12 protein-coding genes are annotated in these 15,036 nt (G+C 45.0%); 8 read left to right on the forward strand and 4 right to left on the reverse strand.

What is annotated here, in order from left to right; all coding sequences use genetic code 11:
• Window positions 1-12: 12 nt before the first annotated feature.
• Window positions 13-1,275, reverse strand: coding sequence for an inorganic phosphate transporter (locus AB6D58_RS03820; RefSeq protein WP_017061418.1), 1,263 nt, complete (start codon window positions 1,273-1,275; stop codon window positions 13-15).
• Window positions 1,276-1,403: 128 nt separating this feature from the next.
• Window positions 1,404-2,084 carry a TIGR00153 family protein gene (locus AB6D58_RS03825; RefSeq protein WP_010434644.1) on the reverse strand — a complete coding sequence of 227 codons (681 nt, stop codon included), beginning with the start codon at window positions 2,082-2,084 and terminating at the stop codon, window positions 1,404-1,406.
• A 207-nt stretch (window positions 2,085-2,291) separates the two neighbouring features.
• Here AB6D58_RS03825 and AB6D58_RS03830 point away from each other — a divergent pair, with 207 nt between their 5' ends.
• Window positions 2,292-3,809, forward strand: a complete 1,518-nt coding sequence (locus AB6D58_RS03830) for an inorganic triphosphatase (protein ID WP_102321462.1) — start codon at window positions 2,292-2,294, stop codon at window positions 3,807-3,809.
• 51 nt (window positions 3,810-3,860) lie between these two features.
• Here AB6D58_RS03830 and AB6D58_RS03835 read toward each other — a convergent pair whose 3' ends face one another.
• Entirely contained in the window at window positions 3,861-4,610 is a 750-nt protein-coding gene (locus AB6D58_RS03835) for a potassium channel family protein (RefSeq protein WP_102321461.1), read from the reverse strand.
• 97 nt (window positions 4,611-4,707) lie between these two features.
• Here AB6D58_RS03835 and AB6D58_RS03840 point away from each other — a divergent pair, with 97 nt between their 5' ends.
• The 3 genes from AB6D58_RS03840 to hldE all read left to right on the forward strand — a co-directional run bounded on the left by AB6D58_RS03840 (window position 4,708) and on the right by hldE (window position 10,590).
• Complete coding sequence (locus AB6D58_RS03840; protein WP_017061421.1) at window positions 4,708-5,964, forward strand: methyl-accepting chemotaxis protein; 1,257 nt, start codon at window positions 4,708-4,710, stop codon at window positions 5,962-5,964.
• 224 nt (window positions 5,965-6,188) lie between these two features.
• Window positions 6,189-9,038, forward strand: coding sequence for a bifunctional [glutamate--ammonia ligase]-adenylyl-L-tyrosine phosphorylase/[glutamate--ammonia-ligase] adenylyltransferase (gene glnE / locus AB6D58_RS03845; protein WP_372098073.1), 2,850 nt, complete (start codon window positions 6,189-6,191; stop codon window positions 9,036-9,038).
• A gap of 121 nt (window positions 9,039-9,159) precedes the next feature.
• Complete coding sequence (gene hldE / locus AB6D58_RS03850; protein ID WP_050649505.1) at window positions 9,160-10,590, forward strand: bifunctional D-glycero-beta-D-manno-heptose-7-phosphate kinase/D-glycero-beta-D-manno-heptose 1-phosphate adenylyltransferase HldE; 1,431 nt, start codon at window positions 9,160-9,162, stop codon at window positions 10,588-10,590.
• Window positions 10,591-10,719: 129 nt separating this feature from the next.
• On the opposite strand, the gene tolC is transcribed toward hldE, so the two are convergent.
• Entirely contained in the window at window positions 10,720-12,045 is a 1,326-nt protein-coding gene (tolC, locus tag AB6D58_RS03855) for an outer membrane channel protein TolC (protein ID WP_017061424.1), read from the reverse strand.
• Window positions 12,046-12,272: 227 nt separating this feature from the next.
• On the opposite strand from tolC, the gene nudF reads away from it, so the two are divergent.
• The 4 genes from nudF to yqiA are packed head-to-tail and all read left to right on the forward strand — an operon-like array spanning window position 12,273 to window position 14,852.
• On the forward strand, window positions 12,273-12,902 hold the full coding sequence (gene nudF, locus AB6D58_RS03860) for an ADP-ribose diphosphatase (RefSeq protein WP_017061425.1): 630 nt from the start codon (window positions 12,273-12,275) through the stop codon (window positions 12,900-12,902).
• A 4-nt stretch (window positions 12,903-12,906) separates the two neighbouring features.
• Window positions 12,907-13,347, forward strand: a complete 441-nt coding sequence (locus AB6D58_RS03865) for a DUF1249 family protein (protein WP_008222561.1) — start codon at window positions 12,907-12,909, stop codon at window positions 13,345-13,347.
• Window positions 13,348-13,406: 59 nt separating this feature from the next.
• The gene (gene cpdA / locus AB6D58_RS03870; protein ID WP_372098072.1) at window positions 13,407-14,231 is read left to right on the forward strand and encodes a 3',5'-cyclic-AMP phosphodiesterase; all 825 of its coding nucleotides are present in this window, start codon (window positions 13,407-13,409) and stop codon (window positions 14,229-14,231) included.
• A 15-nt stretch (window positions 14,232-14,246) separates the two neighbouring features.
• The gene (gene yqiA / locus AB6D58_RS03875; RefSeq protein ID WP_017061427.1) at window positions 14,247-14,852 is read left to right on the forward strand and encodes an esterase YqiA; all 606 of its coding nucleotides are present in this window, start codon (window positions 14,247-14,249) and stop codon (window positions 14,850-14,852) included.
• The last annotated feature ends 184 nt before the right edge of the window (window positions 14,853-15,036 follow it).

Consider the following 15,036-nt stretch of genomic DNA (forward strand, 5'->3'; position numbering starts at 1 on the left):
ACGCAGTCGCGATTACATAGTAAACGCAGCTTGAATTCCGTAGAAGAACACAACAGCAAGTAGAGCACCTGCAGGTAGTGTCACAATCCAAGAAGCCACGATATTACGTACAACGCCTAAGTTTAGTGCTGCGATACCACGAGCAAAACCAACACCTAAAACAGCACCAACGAGTGTTTGTGTAGTAGAGATTGGAAGGCCAGTACCTGAAGCTAGTACAACCGTACATGCAGTTGCAAGTTGTGCAGCAAAGCCACGGCTTGGTGTTAGTTCTGTAATACCAGTACCAACGGTTGCCATTACTTTATGACCCATTGTTGCAAGACCAACAACGATACCGAATCCACCTAGAGGAAGAATCCACCATGCGATAGTACTCTTACCTGTGATTTCACCCATGTGCTCAACGGTTGATACAACAGCAGACAGTGGACCAATCGCGTTCGCAACGTCGTTTGAACCGTGTGCAAATGCCATCGCACAAGCTGTGATAACCATGAGTACAGAGAAGATGCCTTCAACACCTGCAAAGCCGTGGTCTTCTTCGCGGTTAGCGAATTTCTTCTGGATGTATAGGTAACCGCCGATCATTACAAGCGCAGAAACGCCAGCAGCCCAAACCCATGCTTCAGTGTTGCTTAGGTGAAGACCAACGTGCTTAAGGCCTTTCTTGATGGTTACAAGTGCAATTACCATTGTTGTAATGAACATGTATACCGGTACAAAGCGTTTCGCGTTAAATAGCGGGTTCTCTGTATCAAAAATCAGTCGTTGAGCACTTACAAATATGACGTAAGCGAAGAAGCCGGAAATAACGGGTGTGATAATCCAACTACCCACAATACCTTGAACACTGTTCCAGTCTACAGCTTCAGTCCCTACAGAAATACACGCAAAACCGATGATTGCACCGATGATTGAGTGAGTCGTAGAAACCGGCCAGCCCATGTAAGAAGCGAGAAGTAGCCATGTACCAGCAGCAAGAAGTGCTGACATCATGCCGTACACAAGTACATCTGGTTGATGAGCGAATAGAGACGTTTCGATAACACCTTTACGGATCGTGTCTGTTACTTCGCCGCCCGCAAGGTAAGCACCTGCGAATTCAAAGATCATTGCGATAATGATCGCTTGTTTAACGGTTAAAGCTTTAGAGCCTACTGAGGTGCCCATTGCGTTCGCAACGTCATTTGCACCAATACCAATAGCCATCAAGAAACCGAAAGCTGCTGCAACAATAATCAGGACAGTGCCGTAGTTAGCAAGGATATCCATCGTAATACCTAGTTGTTTGATAACAAGCGGAACAAATTTAGACGCAAAAAACCGCTCAGCGAGAGGAATACTCAGCGCATAAGTGGTTTGTTCAAAAAATGCTCTTTGTTATATGGTTAACGTATGATTTAAGATCGAGAAAGCATTACTTCAAGACGAGCGCCTACACGCTGTGCTTGATCTGCAATACCACCAACCCATTCAAGAATTTTGTATAAGAACATGATATCAACTGGATTCAGATCGCCTTCAATTGCCATTAGTTGTTGGCGTAGTTCGATCTGCATCGCATCCGTGTCATCTTCAATTACATCTAATTGATGAATCATTTCGGCAACGAGTGTTACTTCACGGCCTTTAAAGCCAGTCTCAAGTAATTCGTCTAATTCATTGATTACGTTTTGTGCTTGGTTCGCTGCATCTAGACAACGTTTAACGTAAGCGATGAAGTTTTCTTGCATAGGAGCAGGAATGACAAGTTGACGACCATATACACGGCCAGCAATGTCTTTCGCTAGGTTTGCGAGTTTGTCTTGTTGCGTTAATAGCTCCAACATATCGGTGCGATCAACTGGCATAAACAAACCACGAGGAAGTTTAAGGCGAATTTCACGTTTTAGTACGTCAGCTTCTTTCTCAAGGTGAGAAATTTGAGCTCGAATTTCTGATGCTTTTTCCCAGTCACCTTTTGAAGAAACTTCAAAGAAATTAACTAGGTGAGAACAACATTCGTTCACGCATACTACGTGACGCTGCAAAGGTTTAATTGGGGACTTTGCAAATAACCCCATAATTGTATTTACTGGCATGGTCATCCAACCTAATAAATAATAACCTTAAAACAACATACACCATATTCATGGTGAAATGTTAAGCGATGGCTACAAAGTCGCGCATGTTAACCTAATCAATCTCTCATTAAAACTGTTTTAGATCATCATAAGGGCGATATTTCTGACTTGCCGACTTTTCAAATTGGCAATATCCTGTCCCTATCTTCACAGAAAGGTATAACTATGGAAACCGAGATAGAACTGAAGTTTTTTGTTTCTCCTGAATTTTCAGAGACTTTACGCAATAAAATTGCTGAAACTAAAGTACTTCAGCACAGTTGTCGTGAGCTAGGTAACATCTACTTTGACACCGCTGACAACTGGCTACGTAAGCACGATACAGGCTTACGCATTCGACGCTTTGATGACGTATTTGTACAAACCGTAAAGACTGCTGGTCGTGTGGTTGCTGGCCTGCATCAAAGGCCTGAATACAATGCAGAACACGACAGCAACGAACCTAAGCTAGCCCTGCACCCAGAGGATATCTGGCCAACAGGTAAAGACATCGAAACGTTGCAAGCTGAGCTGACTCCTCTGTTCTCTACCAACTTCACGCGTGAGCAGTGGTTGATTGGTATGCCTGATGGTAGCCAAGTCGAGGTCGCATTCGATCAAGGCTTTGTTGAATCAGGCGACCTGCAAGAACCGATTTGCGAAGTCGAATTGGAACTTAAATCCGGTCAAACGGATGCGCTATTTACATTGTCTCGCCAATTCTGCGAACAAGGTGGCATGCGTTTGGGTAACCTAAGTAAAGCAGCTAAGGGTTACCGTCTTGCTCAAGGTTATCAAGGAGATGAAGTTACTCCTTTGACCTTAGTTGATACTGACAAAAGTGATACCGTTGAATCGTGTTTTATTCAATCTTTAGAGCATGCTCTCGCTCATTGGCATTATCACGAGCAGATTTTCACAGAGCGTCAATCGATTGAAGCTTTGCATGAGATCAGTCACTCGCTGAGTTTTATTCGCCAAACTTTCACTATCTATGGCGGCATTGTCCCTAGACGAGCAAGTGCGATTTTACGTCAAGAGTTGAAGTGGCTTGAGCAAGAGCTCGACTGGCTGAAAAGCTATGATCACTTCGAAGACTTGCTGGAAGATAAAGGCCATGTACTACGTAAACTCGATGCGCGTAAGTTCTTAGTCGCTGAGCTTAAAGAGATGCAAGAGCAACTGCCAGATCGTGAAGATCTGCTTACCTTGCTGAGTTCTGCTCGATACACTGGGTTATTATTAGATCTGAGCCGTTGGATCTTGTCTCGTGGCTGGCAACCTTTCTTAGATGAAAAAGCACGTGAGCAAATGGCTCGTGGTATCGAATGGTTTTCCGTGCAGCAACTCGATCGCACATGGGCCGATTTGATGGAAGCTTTCCCGCCAGAGCGAGTGATGACTAGCCAAGCGTATATTGATCAGCAATACCGTTTGATGCGTAATCTGTATTCTGGCGTTGGTTTCGCGAGTTTGTATGATGACGATGAACGAAACAGCTTCCGCTTGCCATGGGCCGATATGGTGCAAGGCATTGATGACTTGCTGGCACTTAAAACATTAGAGCCTTTGACTGAGAAGCTGGAAGGCGATGAGAAGCTTCAGCTAGAGCGTTGGTTAGCTCGTCAAGAAGTGTCCATTCTGCATGCGATGGAACAGACACGCCAAATCAGTGTTGAGGTTGAGCCATACTGGCAAGACTAAACTCGATACCTGTATCAATAGAAGTATGAATTTGAAAATAGGGCTCCGGCCCTATTTTTTTGTTTGTTGCTCAAGTTTTTCGAGTCGCTCTAAGATTTTCTGTTGCTGCTCGATGATCTTCTCAAGGTGTTTCTCTTTGTTTTCCGCTCGTTGATTCTCATGATGAGTTGGGGAGGTGATCAAAGAAGTAATCAAGCCTGAAATCATACCAAACACACCGACACCACAGATGATCACCATTGAAGCCACTAACTGACCGGAAGTTGTCACTGGGTAATGGTCGCCATAACCCACAGTACTGATGGTCACAAACGCCCACCATAAAGCATCATGACCTGTAGTGATGTTGGCGTTCGGATCTTTGTGTTCCAATAGCAGGATCGTGCCAGCACCGATAGTCAGTAAGATAACCAAAAGCAGAATGATGGAAGCGAAAGTGGTCTCTTTCCTATTACGAAATAACTCTCTGAAAATACGTTTACTTGAACGCAGAACTAAGATGACTCGCAGAATTTGAAAAATACGGGCGAAACGAAGAGGCTCGATCATTGGGATACTTGCTAAGAAATCGATCCAGTGTACTTTTAGAAATTCTTTTTTGTTTTGTGATCTAAATAGATCAATTGTGAGCTGAAAAAGAAAAACACTACAGATTATAAAATCGAGGCCGATAAGGACTTGTTTCGATTCTTTATCGATCGGTACGAACAATAAGCCTGAGATCACAAATAACGCTAAGAAAGAGAGAATCAGTGACAATAAGCTCATCGGCTTGGTGGCGTCTTTGGTATTATTCAACATTCATACGAGGCTCAAAATAAATCGCGAACTTTGACTGACATAGCCACCTCGCGGATATAGAAGCCATCAATATATAAGAATTAATGGAGAACTGACAATGACTAAACTGTCATTCAAGCCGTGGGAAAGGGTAATCTCTGACGTTCGTCTCGTTCCAAAAATGGTCATGTTGATGATATTCAGCACTATCTTGATCATTTCGAAGCAGCTATGGGACGCAAGTACGTTTTACGATTCATTGCTTGCTGTAACGAACAATGCGCAAGTCGCACAACAGCATTACGAGACTTACCTAGTTCAAGTGGCTTGGCAAACAGCCTTGATGATCATTGTGTTTGTGGTTCTTCTATTAGCAGCGGCGCGCGTTATGCTGCGTCAGACTCAATACCTTAATGACGCCATTAAAACCATGGCCGACAAGAACTTATCAGTGCCGATTCAAATGGACTGTAAAGATGAATACGGCGATGTGGCACGTGAACTCGAAAAAACTCGCGTTCAACTGAACGATATGATCAAAACTCAGGTGGCCTCTTCTGATGAGCTGTTTGCTCTGACGGAAGTGATGACCATCAGCATGTCTGAAACCAAAGAGTCAGCTCAAGAAGAGTTCAACGAGATCGATCAACTGGCAACAGCAATGAGTGAGATGACGTCGACGGTGCAAACTGTCGCTGAGCATGCACAAAGCGCTTCGTCATTGACTGAACAGGCATCAGGCCAAGCTCTTACTGGTCAGAAGTTCGTTCAAGGATCAGTGTCTAAGATGAGTGAGCTATCTTCAGATATCGCAGCATCTGCAGCAGCGGTAAACCAAGTAGAAGAACGCGTTGACTCAATTGGCAGTGTGGTTGGTACTATCCAAGGCATTTCAGAACAGACAAACCTATTAGCATTGAACGCTGCGATTGAAGCGGCACGTGCCGGTGAAGCGGGTCGTGGTTTTGCGGTTGTTGCCGACGAGGTTCGCAACCTTGCACAGCGCACCCAGCAAGCAACGGTAGAGATTCAAGACATGATCAGTCATCTACAAAGCAGCGCTAACTCTGCGGTAGAGCTGATGGAGAAAAGTGTTGTAGAAGCGGCTGAAGGTGTTGATCTGGTGACTAACGCGGGAAGTGAGCTTGACGGCATCGTAAGCCAAGTCAATCAAATCAATGATATGAACTTCCAGATCGCGACCGCTGCAGGTCAACAGAGCAGTGTTGCTGAAGAGATGAGCGTCAACCTGACTAATGTACGCGAGCTTGTTGAAGCTTCAGTAGTGGTGGTTGGTGAACTGCTAGAGACCTCTCAGCTTATGGAAAGCAACGCACAAGAACTCGACGGTAAGATTAAGCAATTTAAGGTTTAGTCCTCAGCACCGAATCTTCATCGGTAAAGGCTTATTTCCAGAGACGGTTTCTCGGTTGTAAGGTCTACCAGATAAGTTAATCGATAAAACGCCCACATTGCTAATGTGGGCGTTTTTTATTGGCGTAACTTTGGTATAACTTACCTTTAGTTATGAAAACTCGTTATTGAAGAACTGAATCGATAAACCGATTGTTCGGCGCGCAGCTTATACAAGGAAGAAACATGCCATTGCCTTCTCAACTCATCACTCACTCCCAGTCTGCTTTTGAGCAATTATTAGAGCATCAAAGTGAAGCCATCAATACTTGGTCTGAGCCACTGACTGAAGATCTTAAACGTGTACTCGGTTTAAGCTGTTTTGTTGGAGATTGCCTACAGCGTGATACGGTTTTATGCGGTGACTTACCTGATATGTTGGCATACGAAGAACGTGCTGAAGGATACCGAGAACGCTTGGCTGAATTACTTTCTGGTTGCACCGATGAAATGAGCGGTCAGCGCGTGCTGCGTCAATTCCGCAATCGAGAAATGACCTACATTGCTTGGCGTGATTTCATGGGTTCGTGGGAGCTAGAGCAGAGCCTAAATCATCTATCGATGTTGGCTGAGGCGATGATCTTCGAAACCTACCAATGGCAGTACGATATTTGTTGTAAAGAGTGGGGCACACCTTGTAATGAACAAGGCGAAGCACAGCCGATGTTGATCATTGGTATGGGCAAGCTAGGGGGCGGTGAGCTTAACTTCTCTTCCGATATCGATCTGATCTTCACCTACCCAGAGAATGGTGAAACCCAAGGTGCAAGACGCAGCATTGCCAATGCGCAGTTCTTTACACGTCTCGGGCAACGTATTATTAAGGCGCTTGATCAGCAAACCTTCGATGGATTCTGTTATCGAGTAGACATGCGCCTGCGTCCATTCGGTGAGAGTGGTCCACTGGTCATGAGTTACGCTGCGCTAGAAGATTACTATCAAGAACAAGGTCGCGATTGGGAACGCTACGCTATGGTCAAAGCGCGTGTGATGGGCAGTGAGATGTACCCTGAGTATCAAGAGCTTCGCCAAATGCTACGCCCGTTTGTGTTCCGCCGTTATATTGATTTTAGTGCGATTCAATCTCTGCGCCGAATGAAGTCTATGATCAGCAGCGAAGTGCGTCGTCGTGGTCTCTCGAACAACATCAAGCTTGGCTCTGGTGGTATTCGTGAAGTTGAGTTTATCGCACAAGTCTTCCAATTGATTCGTGGTGGACGCGAGCCTAGCTTACGCGGTCGAGGGTTACTCGAAACCTTAAGTGCGATTGAATCCCTTCATCTGCTAGAGTCTGAAGAGGTGGGGCACCTACGTGAAGCTTATCTGTTTTTGCGTCGCCTTGAGAACCTGTTACAAGCCATGGCTGATAAGCAAACTCAAACCTTACCTGACGGTGAATTCGAACAACTGCAGCTTGCGGTTGCCATGCAATTTTCCGATTGGGATAGCTTGATTGTGGCAACTCGCGCCCATATGGCGAATGTACATACCGTGTTCGAAGACCTAATTGGCGTTGATGAAGATGACGCTAATCCGATCGCGAGCCACTTTAGCGAGTTGTGGGATATGGCCCATAAACCCGATGTAATTGAGCACGTGTTGGAACACGACATTGCGGTCGCGAGCCCGCCTGATGCGGCGAAAACGATCATTCAGTTTAAAGTCGATTTGGCTAAAAAGACTCTTGGCCCTCGTGGGCGGGAAGTCCTCAATCGACTGATGCCGAAAGTGTTTCAAGCGCTGTACACCGCTAAGGATGCCGAGTTTGGTTTGTCGCGAGTACTGCATCTGCTGCATAAAATCGTTACGCGTACCACTTACCTTGAGTTGCTCGATGAACATCCTGCTGCGTTGACTCAGTTAGTTCGCTTATGTACAGCAAGCCCGATGATCTCAGAGCAGCTAGGTCGTTACCCAATTCTGTTAGATGAGCTTATCGACCCTCAACAACTCTACAATCCGGTGCCACTTGAGTCTTACAAGACCGAGCTGCGTGATTACCTAGCCCGTATCCCTGAAGATGATATGGAGCAACAGATGGAAGGCCTGCGTCAGTTTAAGCAGACCTGTATTTTGAGAATTGCAGCCGCGGATATAGCGGGTGCTCTACCTGTCATGAAGGTCAGTGATCATTTAACCTACTTAGCCGAAGCGATAGTTGAAGCTGGGGTCAATCAGGCTTGGTTACAAGTATCGGCCAAGTTTGGTGAACCGACCCATGTCAAAGATCGCGAAGGTCGCGGTTTTGCTGTCGTTGGTTATGGCAAAGTCGGCGGTTGGGAGCTTGGCTATAACTCCGATCTCGATATCGTGTTCATGCACGACTGCCCGGTACACATCTATACTGATGGTAAGAAAGAGATCGATGGACGTCAATTTTACTTAAGATTGGCGCAACGTATTATTCATATTTTCTCGACCAGAACCGCTTCTGGCATTCTGTACGAAGTCGATACTCGTCTACGCCCCTCAGGTGCATCTGGCCTGTTAGTGAGTCCAACCGATGCCTTTGACGAGTATCAGCACAATGACGCGTGGACATGGGAGCACCAAGCCTTGACTCGCGCTCGTATGATTTATGGCGATGAGTTATTGGCTTTGGCATTTAACAAAACGCGTCATGAGGTTTTGTGCTTGGCGCGTGATGAAGCAACACTCAAAAAGTCCGTTGTGGATATGCGTGAAAAAATGCGCGGCCATTTAGGCGGTAAAAAAGTCGATAGATTCATGCTTAAACAAGATGCGGGTGGTATTACCGATATTGAATTCTTAGCGCAATATTTAGTGCTTAGATACAGTAATGAGAAGCCAAAGCTTACTCGTTGGTGTGACAATGTACGAATCTTCGAAAGCTTGTTGTCACAAGGGATTATGGACGAGCAGCAAGGCATGGCATTAACCCATGCTTATACAACATTAAGAGATGAAATCCACCACCGTAATCTACTTAATCTTGATGCGGATGTGGCGATTGAAAAGTTTGAAATGGAAAGAGAACATGTTGTTCAAGCATGGAAGCAGTGGATGGAAGCATAACCCAGTCATACAGTAATGACGGATGTACCTATCTTGATAGGCTTTTACTCATTTATCTATAGTTTAGCCTCTGTAATCAGTGTGCTAGACTCTAGCCAGATTCGATTTTTGGAGATCCATAATGAAACCAATTCTACCTGACTACAGCCAATCAGGCGTTCTTGTTGTCGGTGACGTAATGCTTGACCGTTACTGGTATGGCCCAACTGGCCGTATTTCACCAGAAGCGCCTGTACCCGTTGTAAAAGTAGAAAATAACGAAGAGCGTCCTGGTGGTGCAGCCAACGTAGCAATGAATATTGCTTCTCTTGGTGGCCATGCTCATATCGTTGGTTTGACCGGTAAAGATGAGCCTGCTGAGGTGTTAAAAAATACCTTAGGCGCACTAAAGGTTAAATGTGATTTCGTTGAGTTGGAAGACTACCCAACCATTACTAAACTGCGAGTGATGAGCCGAGGACAACAGCTAATCCGCCTTGATTTTGAAGACAAATTTGAGAACACGGATCCCGAGCTTGTTTTGTCTCGCATGGAGCAAGCGCTTCCTAATGTACGTTCGGTCATCCTATCTGATTACGCAAAAGGTGCCTTGGAGCATGTGCAGAGCTTCATTCAAAAAGCACGTGCGGCAAAGGTTCCTGTATTCATTGACCCGAAAGGCGCAGACTTTGAACGTTACCGTGGTGCGACTTTGCTTACGCCAAATATGGCTGAGTTCGAGCTGGTTGCGGGCAAAGTAAAATCTGAAGAAGAAATGATCGAAAAAGGACTCGCGTTAATCGAAGAGTTTGATTTCGAGGCTTTGTTGGTAACGCGCAGCGAACATGGTATGACTTTGCTTCGCAAAGGTTTGGAGCCATTCCACTTGCCGACTCAAGCGAAAGAAGTGTATGACGTGACGGGTGCAGGCGATACGGTTATCTCGGTACTGGCGGCTTCTGTTGCTGCTGGCAAGCCACTGGACGAGGCGTGTGCACTGGCGAACGCTGCTGCAGGTGTGGTAGTGGGTAAGCTTGGTACATCTACTCTATCTACGATTGAGCTAGCGGAAGCGATTCACGGTAGTCAAGACACAGACTACGGTGTTATCTCTGAAGCGGCACTGGTTGAAGCGGTGAAGCGTGCTCGTGCGAAAGGCGAGAAGGTGGTGATGACCAATGGCTGCTTTGATATTTTGCATGCTGGTCATGTTTCTTACATGAATCACGCGGCTGAGCTGGGTGATCGTTTGATCGTTGCGGTGAATACTGACGAATCAGTGAAACGCTTGAAAGGTCCAGGTCGCCCTGTGAACCCAACTGATCGTCGTATGGCGGTATTGGCTGGCTTAGGTGCAGTTGATTGGGTTGTCCCATTCTCTGAAGATACACCTCAACGTTTAATCTCTGAGGTATTGCCAAGTATTCTTGTGAAAGGTGGTGATTACAAACCTGAAGATATCGCTGGTGGTGCGGAAGTGATTGCTGCTGGTGGTGAAGTTAAAGTACTTAACTTTGAAGATGGTTGCTCTACGACTGAAATCATTAAAGCGATTAAAGGTGGTCGAGGCTAACTCTTAGCCTTCCCGTTTTCTAGTCTCAAGGCTTAACTTTGAGCTAGGTTGAGAATTAGCTTTCAATAGATAATAAAAATGCCGCTCAATGAGCGGCATTTTTGTAGGGGTAACTTAAGTAATTAATAATTACTTACTTGCTACTTTTAGACCTGCGTTTACATCAACAATGTCTTGTTCGCTTAGCGTACCAACCGCTTGACGAAGCTGAAGTACACTTAGGATGTAGTTGTAACGAGCATCTGAAAGGTTTTTGTTCGCATCATATAGACGACGAGTCGAATCTAGTACGTCAACGATAGTACGAGTACCTACATCAAAACCAGCTTCTGTTGCTTCTAGAGCAGACTGAGCAGAAACTACAGACTGTTCGTAAGCGCGTAGAGCACCGATCGAAGCGCTGATGTTGTTGTTGAATGCACGTACGTCTTTTACAACGCTACGGTAAGTTGCTTCTAGATCTTCACTTGCTGCAACGTAGTTGTATTCAGCCTGTTTAGTCAATGAAGTTGTGTTACCACCCGTGTATAGAGGTACAACTAAGTTCAAACCAATGTTTAGGTTGTCTTGGTCGTAATCTTGGGTGCTGTTTGATTGATCTGAAACAGCGTAGCTACCATCTAGGGTTAAGCTTGGTAGGTGACCAGAGCTTGCTAGAGAGATGTTGTCTTTTGCTACGTCTTGAGAGATACGTGCAGCCAATAAGCTAAGGTTCTTTTGTTCTGCTTGTTCAACAAGTGCAACTGCAGACTCAGAAGATTTGCTTGCTGAGAAACGATCAGTATCTAGGATGCTTAGGTTAGAGTGTTCCTGACCTGTAATCTCACGAAGACCTTCGTAGCTATTCGTTAGGTCGTTCTCTGCAAGAACTTCATCAGCCAAAACACCATCGTACTGAGCTTGCGCATCATGTACATCGGTGATTGCTGAAAGACCTACTTCAAAACGTTGCTTAGTTTGTTCTAGTTGACGAGCAACCGCTGCTTTCTCTGCACGAACAAATTCTAGGTTATCTTGAGCGCGAAGCACTTCGAAGTATGCTGTCGCAACACGAAGGATCAAGGCTTGTTGTTCTGCCGCGTAAGCTGAATCAGATTGACGAGCGGTTTTCTCTGCCGTATCTAGTGTGATCCATGAAGAACGCTGGTAAAGCTCTTGGCTGAAGCCGATAGCAGCTCCCCAAGTGTTGTTATCAATGCTTGAATTACCAACACCTGATGTATCTCGATCACCACGATTAATGTCGTAGTTTGCTGTTAGGTTGATTTGCGGTAACAAAGAGCTACGACTTGACGTTACTGCTTCAAAAGCGGCATCGCGCTGCGCTGCTGAACGAAGAAGTTGTGGATCGTTCTGTTTTGCTTGGTCGTAAACTTCAGCTAGCGTATCAGCAAAAGCTGACGAACTCAGGCTGCCAATTGCTGCACTGATAAATAGTGGAAGCAGTTTTTTCATTTTCCTATTCCTGCCTTTTATGGAATTTTCTTTAGAAGAGTTTAACCCAGTTTGGTGGTAATTTACTCGAAACTTTGCACTTTTTTACAGTTAACTGTCCACTTGTGCAATATTTATTTTTTAAAGCTTAACTTTAATTATAAATTTTATATAAAAAGTTGAACCTTATCCTTGGTAGTTAACTCGGACAATGAGTAAACTATAAAGATCACTTAGTGAGGTACCAAATGCAACAGTATGACAATCAACGACATGAGTTTACTCCGCAAGATGTGGAAATAGTCTCAAAAGAGACGCTGTTTCGTGGTTTTTTCAAAATGGTCAAGTACACATTTAAACATAGACTATTTGAGGGCGGCTGGAGCCAACCAATAGAGCGTGAGATGTTTGAGCGTGGACATGCTGCCGCTTTGCTACCTTATGATCCTGTGCGTGATGAAGTGGTGATCGTCGAACAGATCCGTGTCGGAGCCCTAGAGCATGAGAACCCATGGCAATACGAAATTGTTGCTGGGATCATTGATACGGACGAATCGCCACAAGACGTCGCTCGTCGTGAAGCAATGGAAGAAGCCGGAGTCGAAGTCGGATCTGTATTGCCTATTACTTCGTATTATCCTTCATCTGGTGGTTGCTCTGAAAAGCTCGACGTCTTTGTTGGCTGTGTTGATGCAACGACAGCCAAAGGGGTACACGGATTGGACTACGAAGGTGAAGACATTCGTGTACAAGTGATGAGTCGCGAAGCTGCTTATCAGTTGGTAAAAGATGGTGTATTTGAAAATGGAGCCACGATCATTGCGCTACAGTGGCTACAATTGAACTACCAAGAATTACAGTCAGAGTGGATAGATTAACGTCATGCCAAATATCGCGGTCAAAAAACCGTATCATGTTGATCTTGCTGAATTGATGCGAGTTTACGAGACTAACTATGCCAAACTGAACGCTTTGTTACCGGTTGGGCATGAGGTTGGTGACGTTCGCTGTTACCAAGCCGTTAATATGGTGTATCAATTGACAGTGAATGAGGTCACAAAATACACCACATTAATAGATATATGTCAGAGTGATGCGATGCCAGTGTTTCCTTTGCCAAAAATGTCTGTCAGGCTATATCACGACGCTCGAGTTGCAGAAGTGTGCGCTAGCGGGGATTTTTCGCGAGTCAAAGCGAAATATGACTACCCCAACACTAAGCTTCTGCAAAAGGACGAGAAATTTCAATTGAATAAATTTCTTGGGGAATGGTTAACGTTTTGTTTAAAAACGGGTATCAGCCGAACCCCAATTGCCTTTTAATTGAGCCTATTTATCAACACTTTTAAAGTCTAAACAGTAACGTATCTGGATTTGTTATTTTGGAATTATCACACACTTCAAAATTTGATGAGAGCACTATTAAGCTTGTGCAGCTAACGGACACGCATTTATTTGCGCCGAGCAATGGCAGCTTATTAAGCATCAACACTCAAGATAGCTTTCGTGCTGTAGTCGATGGCATTGTTAGTCAGGGCTTTGACTATCAAGCGATTTTAGCAACCGGTGATATATCTCAAGATCACAGTGCTGAGTCGTACCAGAAATTTGAGTCAGGGATTCAGCCTTTGGAAAAGCCATGCTATTGGCTGCCAGGGAACCATGACTTTAAGCCTAATATGGGCAGTGTTTTACCATCACCACAAATACAGTGTGTTGAGCATGTCTTGCTAGGCGATAACTGGCAGATGGTGATGCTAGACTCGCAGGTGGTTGGTGTGCCTCATGGTCGCCTCAGCGATCAACAGCTTGACCTATTAGAACAGAAGCTGACGGAGTTCCCTGAACGTAATACCTTGGTTCTATTGCACCACCATCCATTGTTGGTTGGCAGCGCATGGTTAGATCAACATAACCTAAAAGACGCCGATCAATTTTGGGATGTGGTTCAACAGCACACCAATGTTAAAGCCGTACTGTGTGGTCACGTTCATCAAGACATGAATCGAGATCATCATGGTGTACAAGTCATGGCAACACCGTCGACTTGTGTGCAATTCAAACCTAACTCAGATGACTTCGCGGTTGATACTTTGTCTCCGGGCTGGAGAGAGATTGAATTACATCAAGACGGTACCGTTAGCACGCAAGTTCGTCGTCTGCCTCATGGGCAGTTCTTGCCTGATTTTAAGGCTGTTGGTTACTAATGAAGGCGGTTATTGATGCCAGGCTCTAATCAACAAGCTAATAAGCCATCGCTGCTTCTCTATATTCACGGATTTAACAGCTCATCACGTTCTCATAAAGCGAATGTGATGGCAGATTACTGTGCGGAGCATCGCGCTGATATTAAAGTCGTAACCCCTCAACTGCCGAGTTTCCCTCAACAAGCGGCACTTCATTTACAGCAGCTGGTGGAGCAATACAAAGAGCAATATCAAATAGCGTTGGTCGGTAGCTCGCTGGGTGGCTATCTTTCAACATGGCTGAATAGCCACTATGGTTTTAAAGCGGTGGTTGTAAACCCAGCAGTGAAGCCGTATGAGCTTCTTGCTGACTATTTAGGTGAACAAGTAAACCCATACACAGATGAACGATATGTACTGGAAACAAAACATATTGATGAACTGAAGGCGTTAGAGGTTTCGGCTATCGCTAAGCCGAGCGACTTCTGGTTACTTCAGCAAACGGAAGACGAAGTTCTGGATTACCGACAAGCGGTAGAGAAGTACCAAGGTGCAACACAGACAGTAGAAGAGGGCGGGGATCATAGCTTTGTTGATTTTGAACGCTACCCACAACAAATCATCACCTTTCTAAATCTTTAATCTGTTCCACCAACCAAGTGATTTTCTCTTGTTTGCCTGTTATTTCATCTATCAATGGTGAAATATCATAGTTTGATGTCTTAGTTTTTGAACTAGCTTGACATCATTACTCAGCTTCCAGACTATATTCCCCAATACTTCGCTCGTTCGCTCTACTATGACGGTTCATAGTAATGATTCTGCT

This window comes from Vibrio sp. 10N.239.312.D08 (genome assembly GCF_041466145.1).
GTDB classification, from domain to species: domain Bacteria; phylum Pseudomonadota; class Gammaproteobacteria; order Enterobacterales; family Vibrionaceae; genus Vibrio; species Vibrio crassostreae_C.

Excerpts from the sequence above, each read along its gene's own strand:
- AB6D58_RS03830 (WP_102321462.1), top strand. The coding sequence starts at position 2,292 with ATGGAAACCGAGATAGAACTGAAGTTTTTTGTTTCTCCTGAATTTTCA.
- nudF (WP_017061425.1), top strand. The coding sequence starts at position 12,273 with ATGCAACAGTATGACAATCAACGACATGAGTTTACTCCGCAAGATGTG.
- AB6D58_RS03840 (WP_017061421.1), top strand. The coding sequence starts at position 4,708 with ATGACTAAACTGTCATTCAAGCCGTGGGAAAGGGTAATCTCTGACGTT.
- tolC (WP_017061424.1), bottom strand. The coding sequence starts at position 12,045 with ATGAAAAAACTGCTTCCACTATTTATCAGTGCAGCAATTGGCAGCCTG.
- AB6D58_RS03835 (WP_102321461.1), bottom strand. The coding sequence starts at position 4,610 with ATGTTGAATAATACCAAAGACGCCACCAAGCCGATGAGCTTATTGTCA.
- AB6D58_RS03825 (WP_010434644.1), bottom strand. The coding sequence starts at position 2,084 with ATGCCAGTAAATACAATTATGGGGTTATTTGCAAAGTCCCCAATTAAA.
- AB6D58_RS03820 (WP_017061418.1), bottom strand. The coding sequence starts at position 1,275 with ATGGATATCCTTGCTAACTACGGCACTGTCCTGATTATTGTTGCAGCA.
- AB6D58_RS03865 (WP_008222561.1), top strand. The coding sequence starts at position 12,907 with ATGCCAAATATCGCGGTCAAAAAACCGTATCATGTTGATCTTGCTGAA.
- yqiA (WP_017061427.1), top strand. The coding sequence starts at position 14,247 with ATGCCAGGCTCTAATCAACAAGCTAATAAGCCATCGCTGCTTCTCTAT.
- glnE (WP_372098073.1), top strand. The coding sequence starts at position 6,189 with ATGCCATTGCCTTCTCAACTCATCACTCACTCCCAGTCTGCTTTTGAG.
- hldE (WP_050649505.1), top strand. The coding sequence starts at position 9,160 with ATGAAACCAATTCTACCTGACTACAGCCAATCAGGCGTTCTTGTTGTC.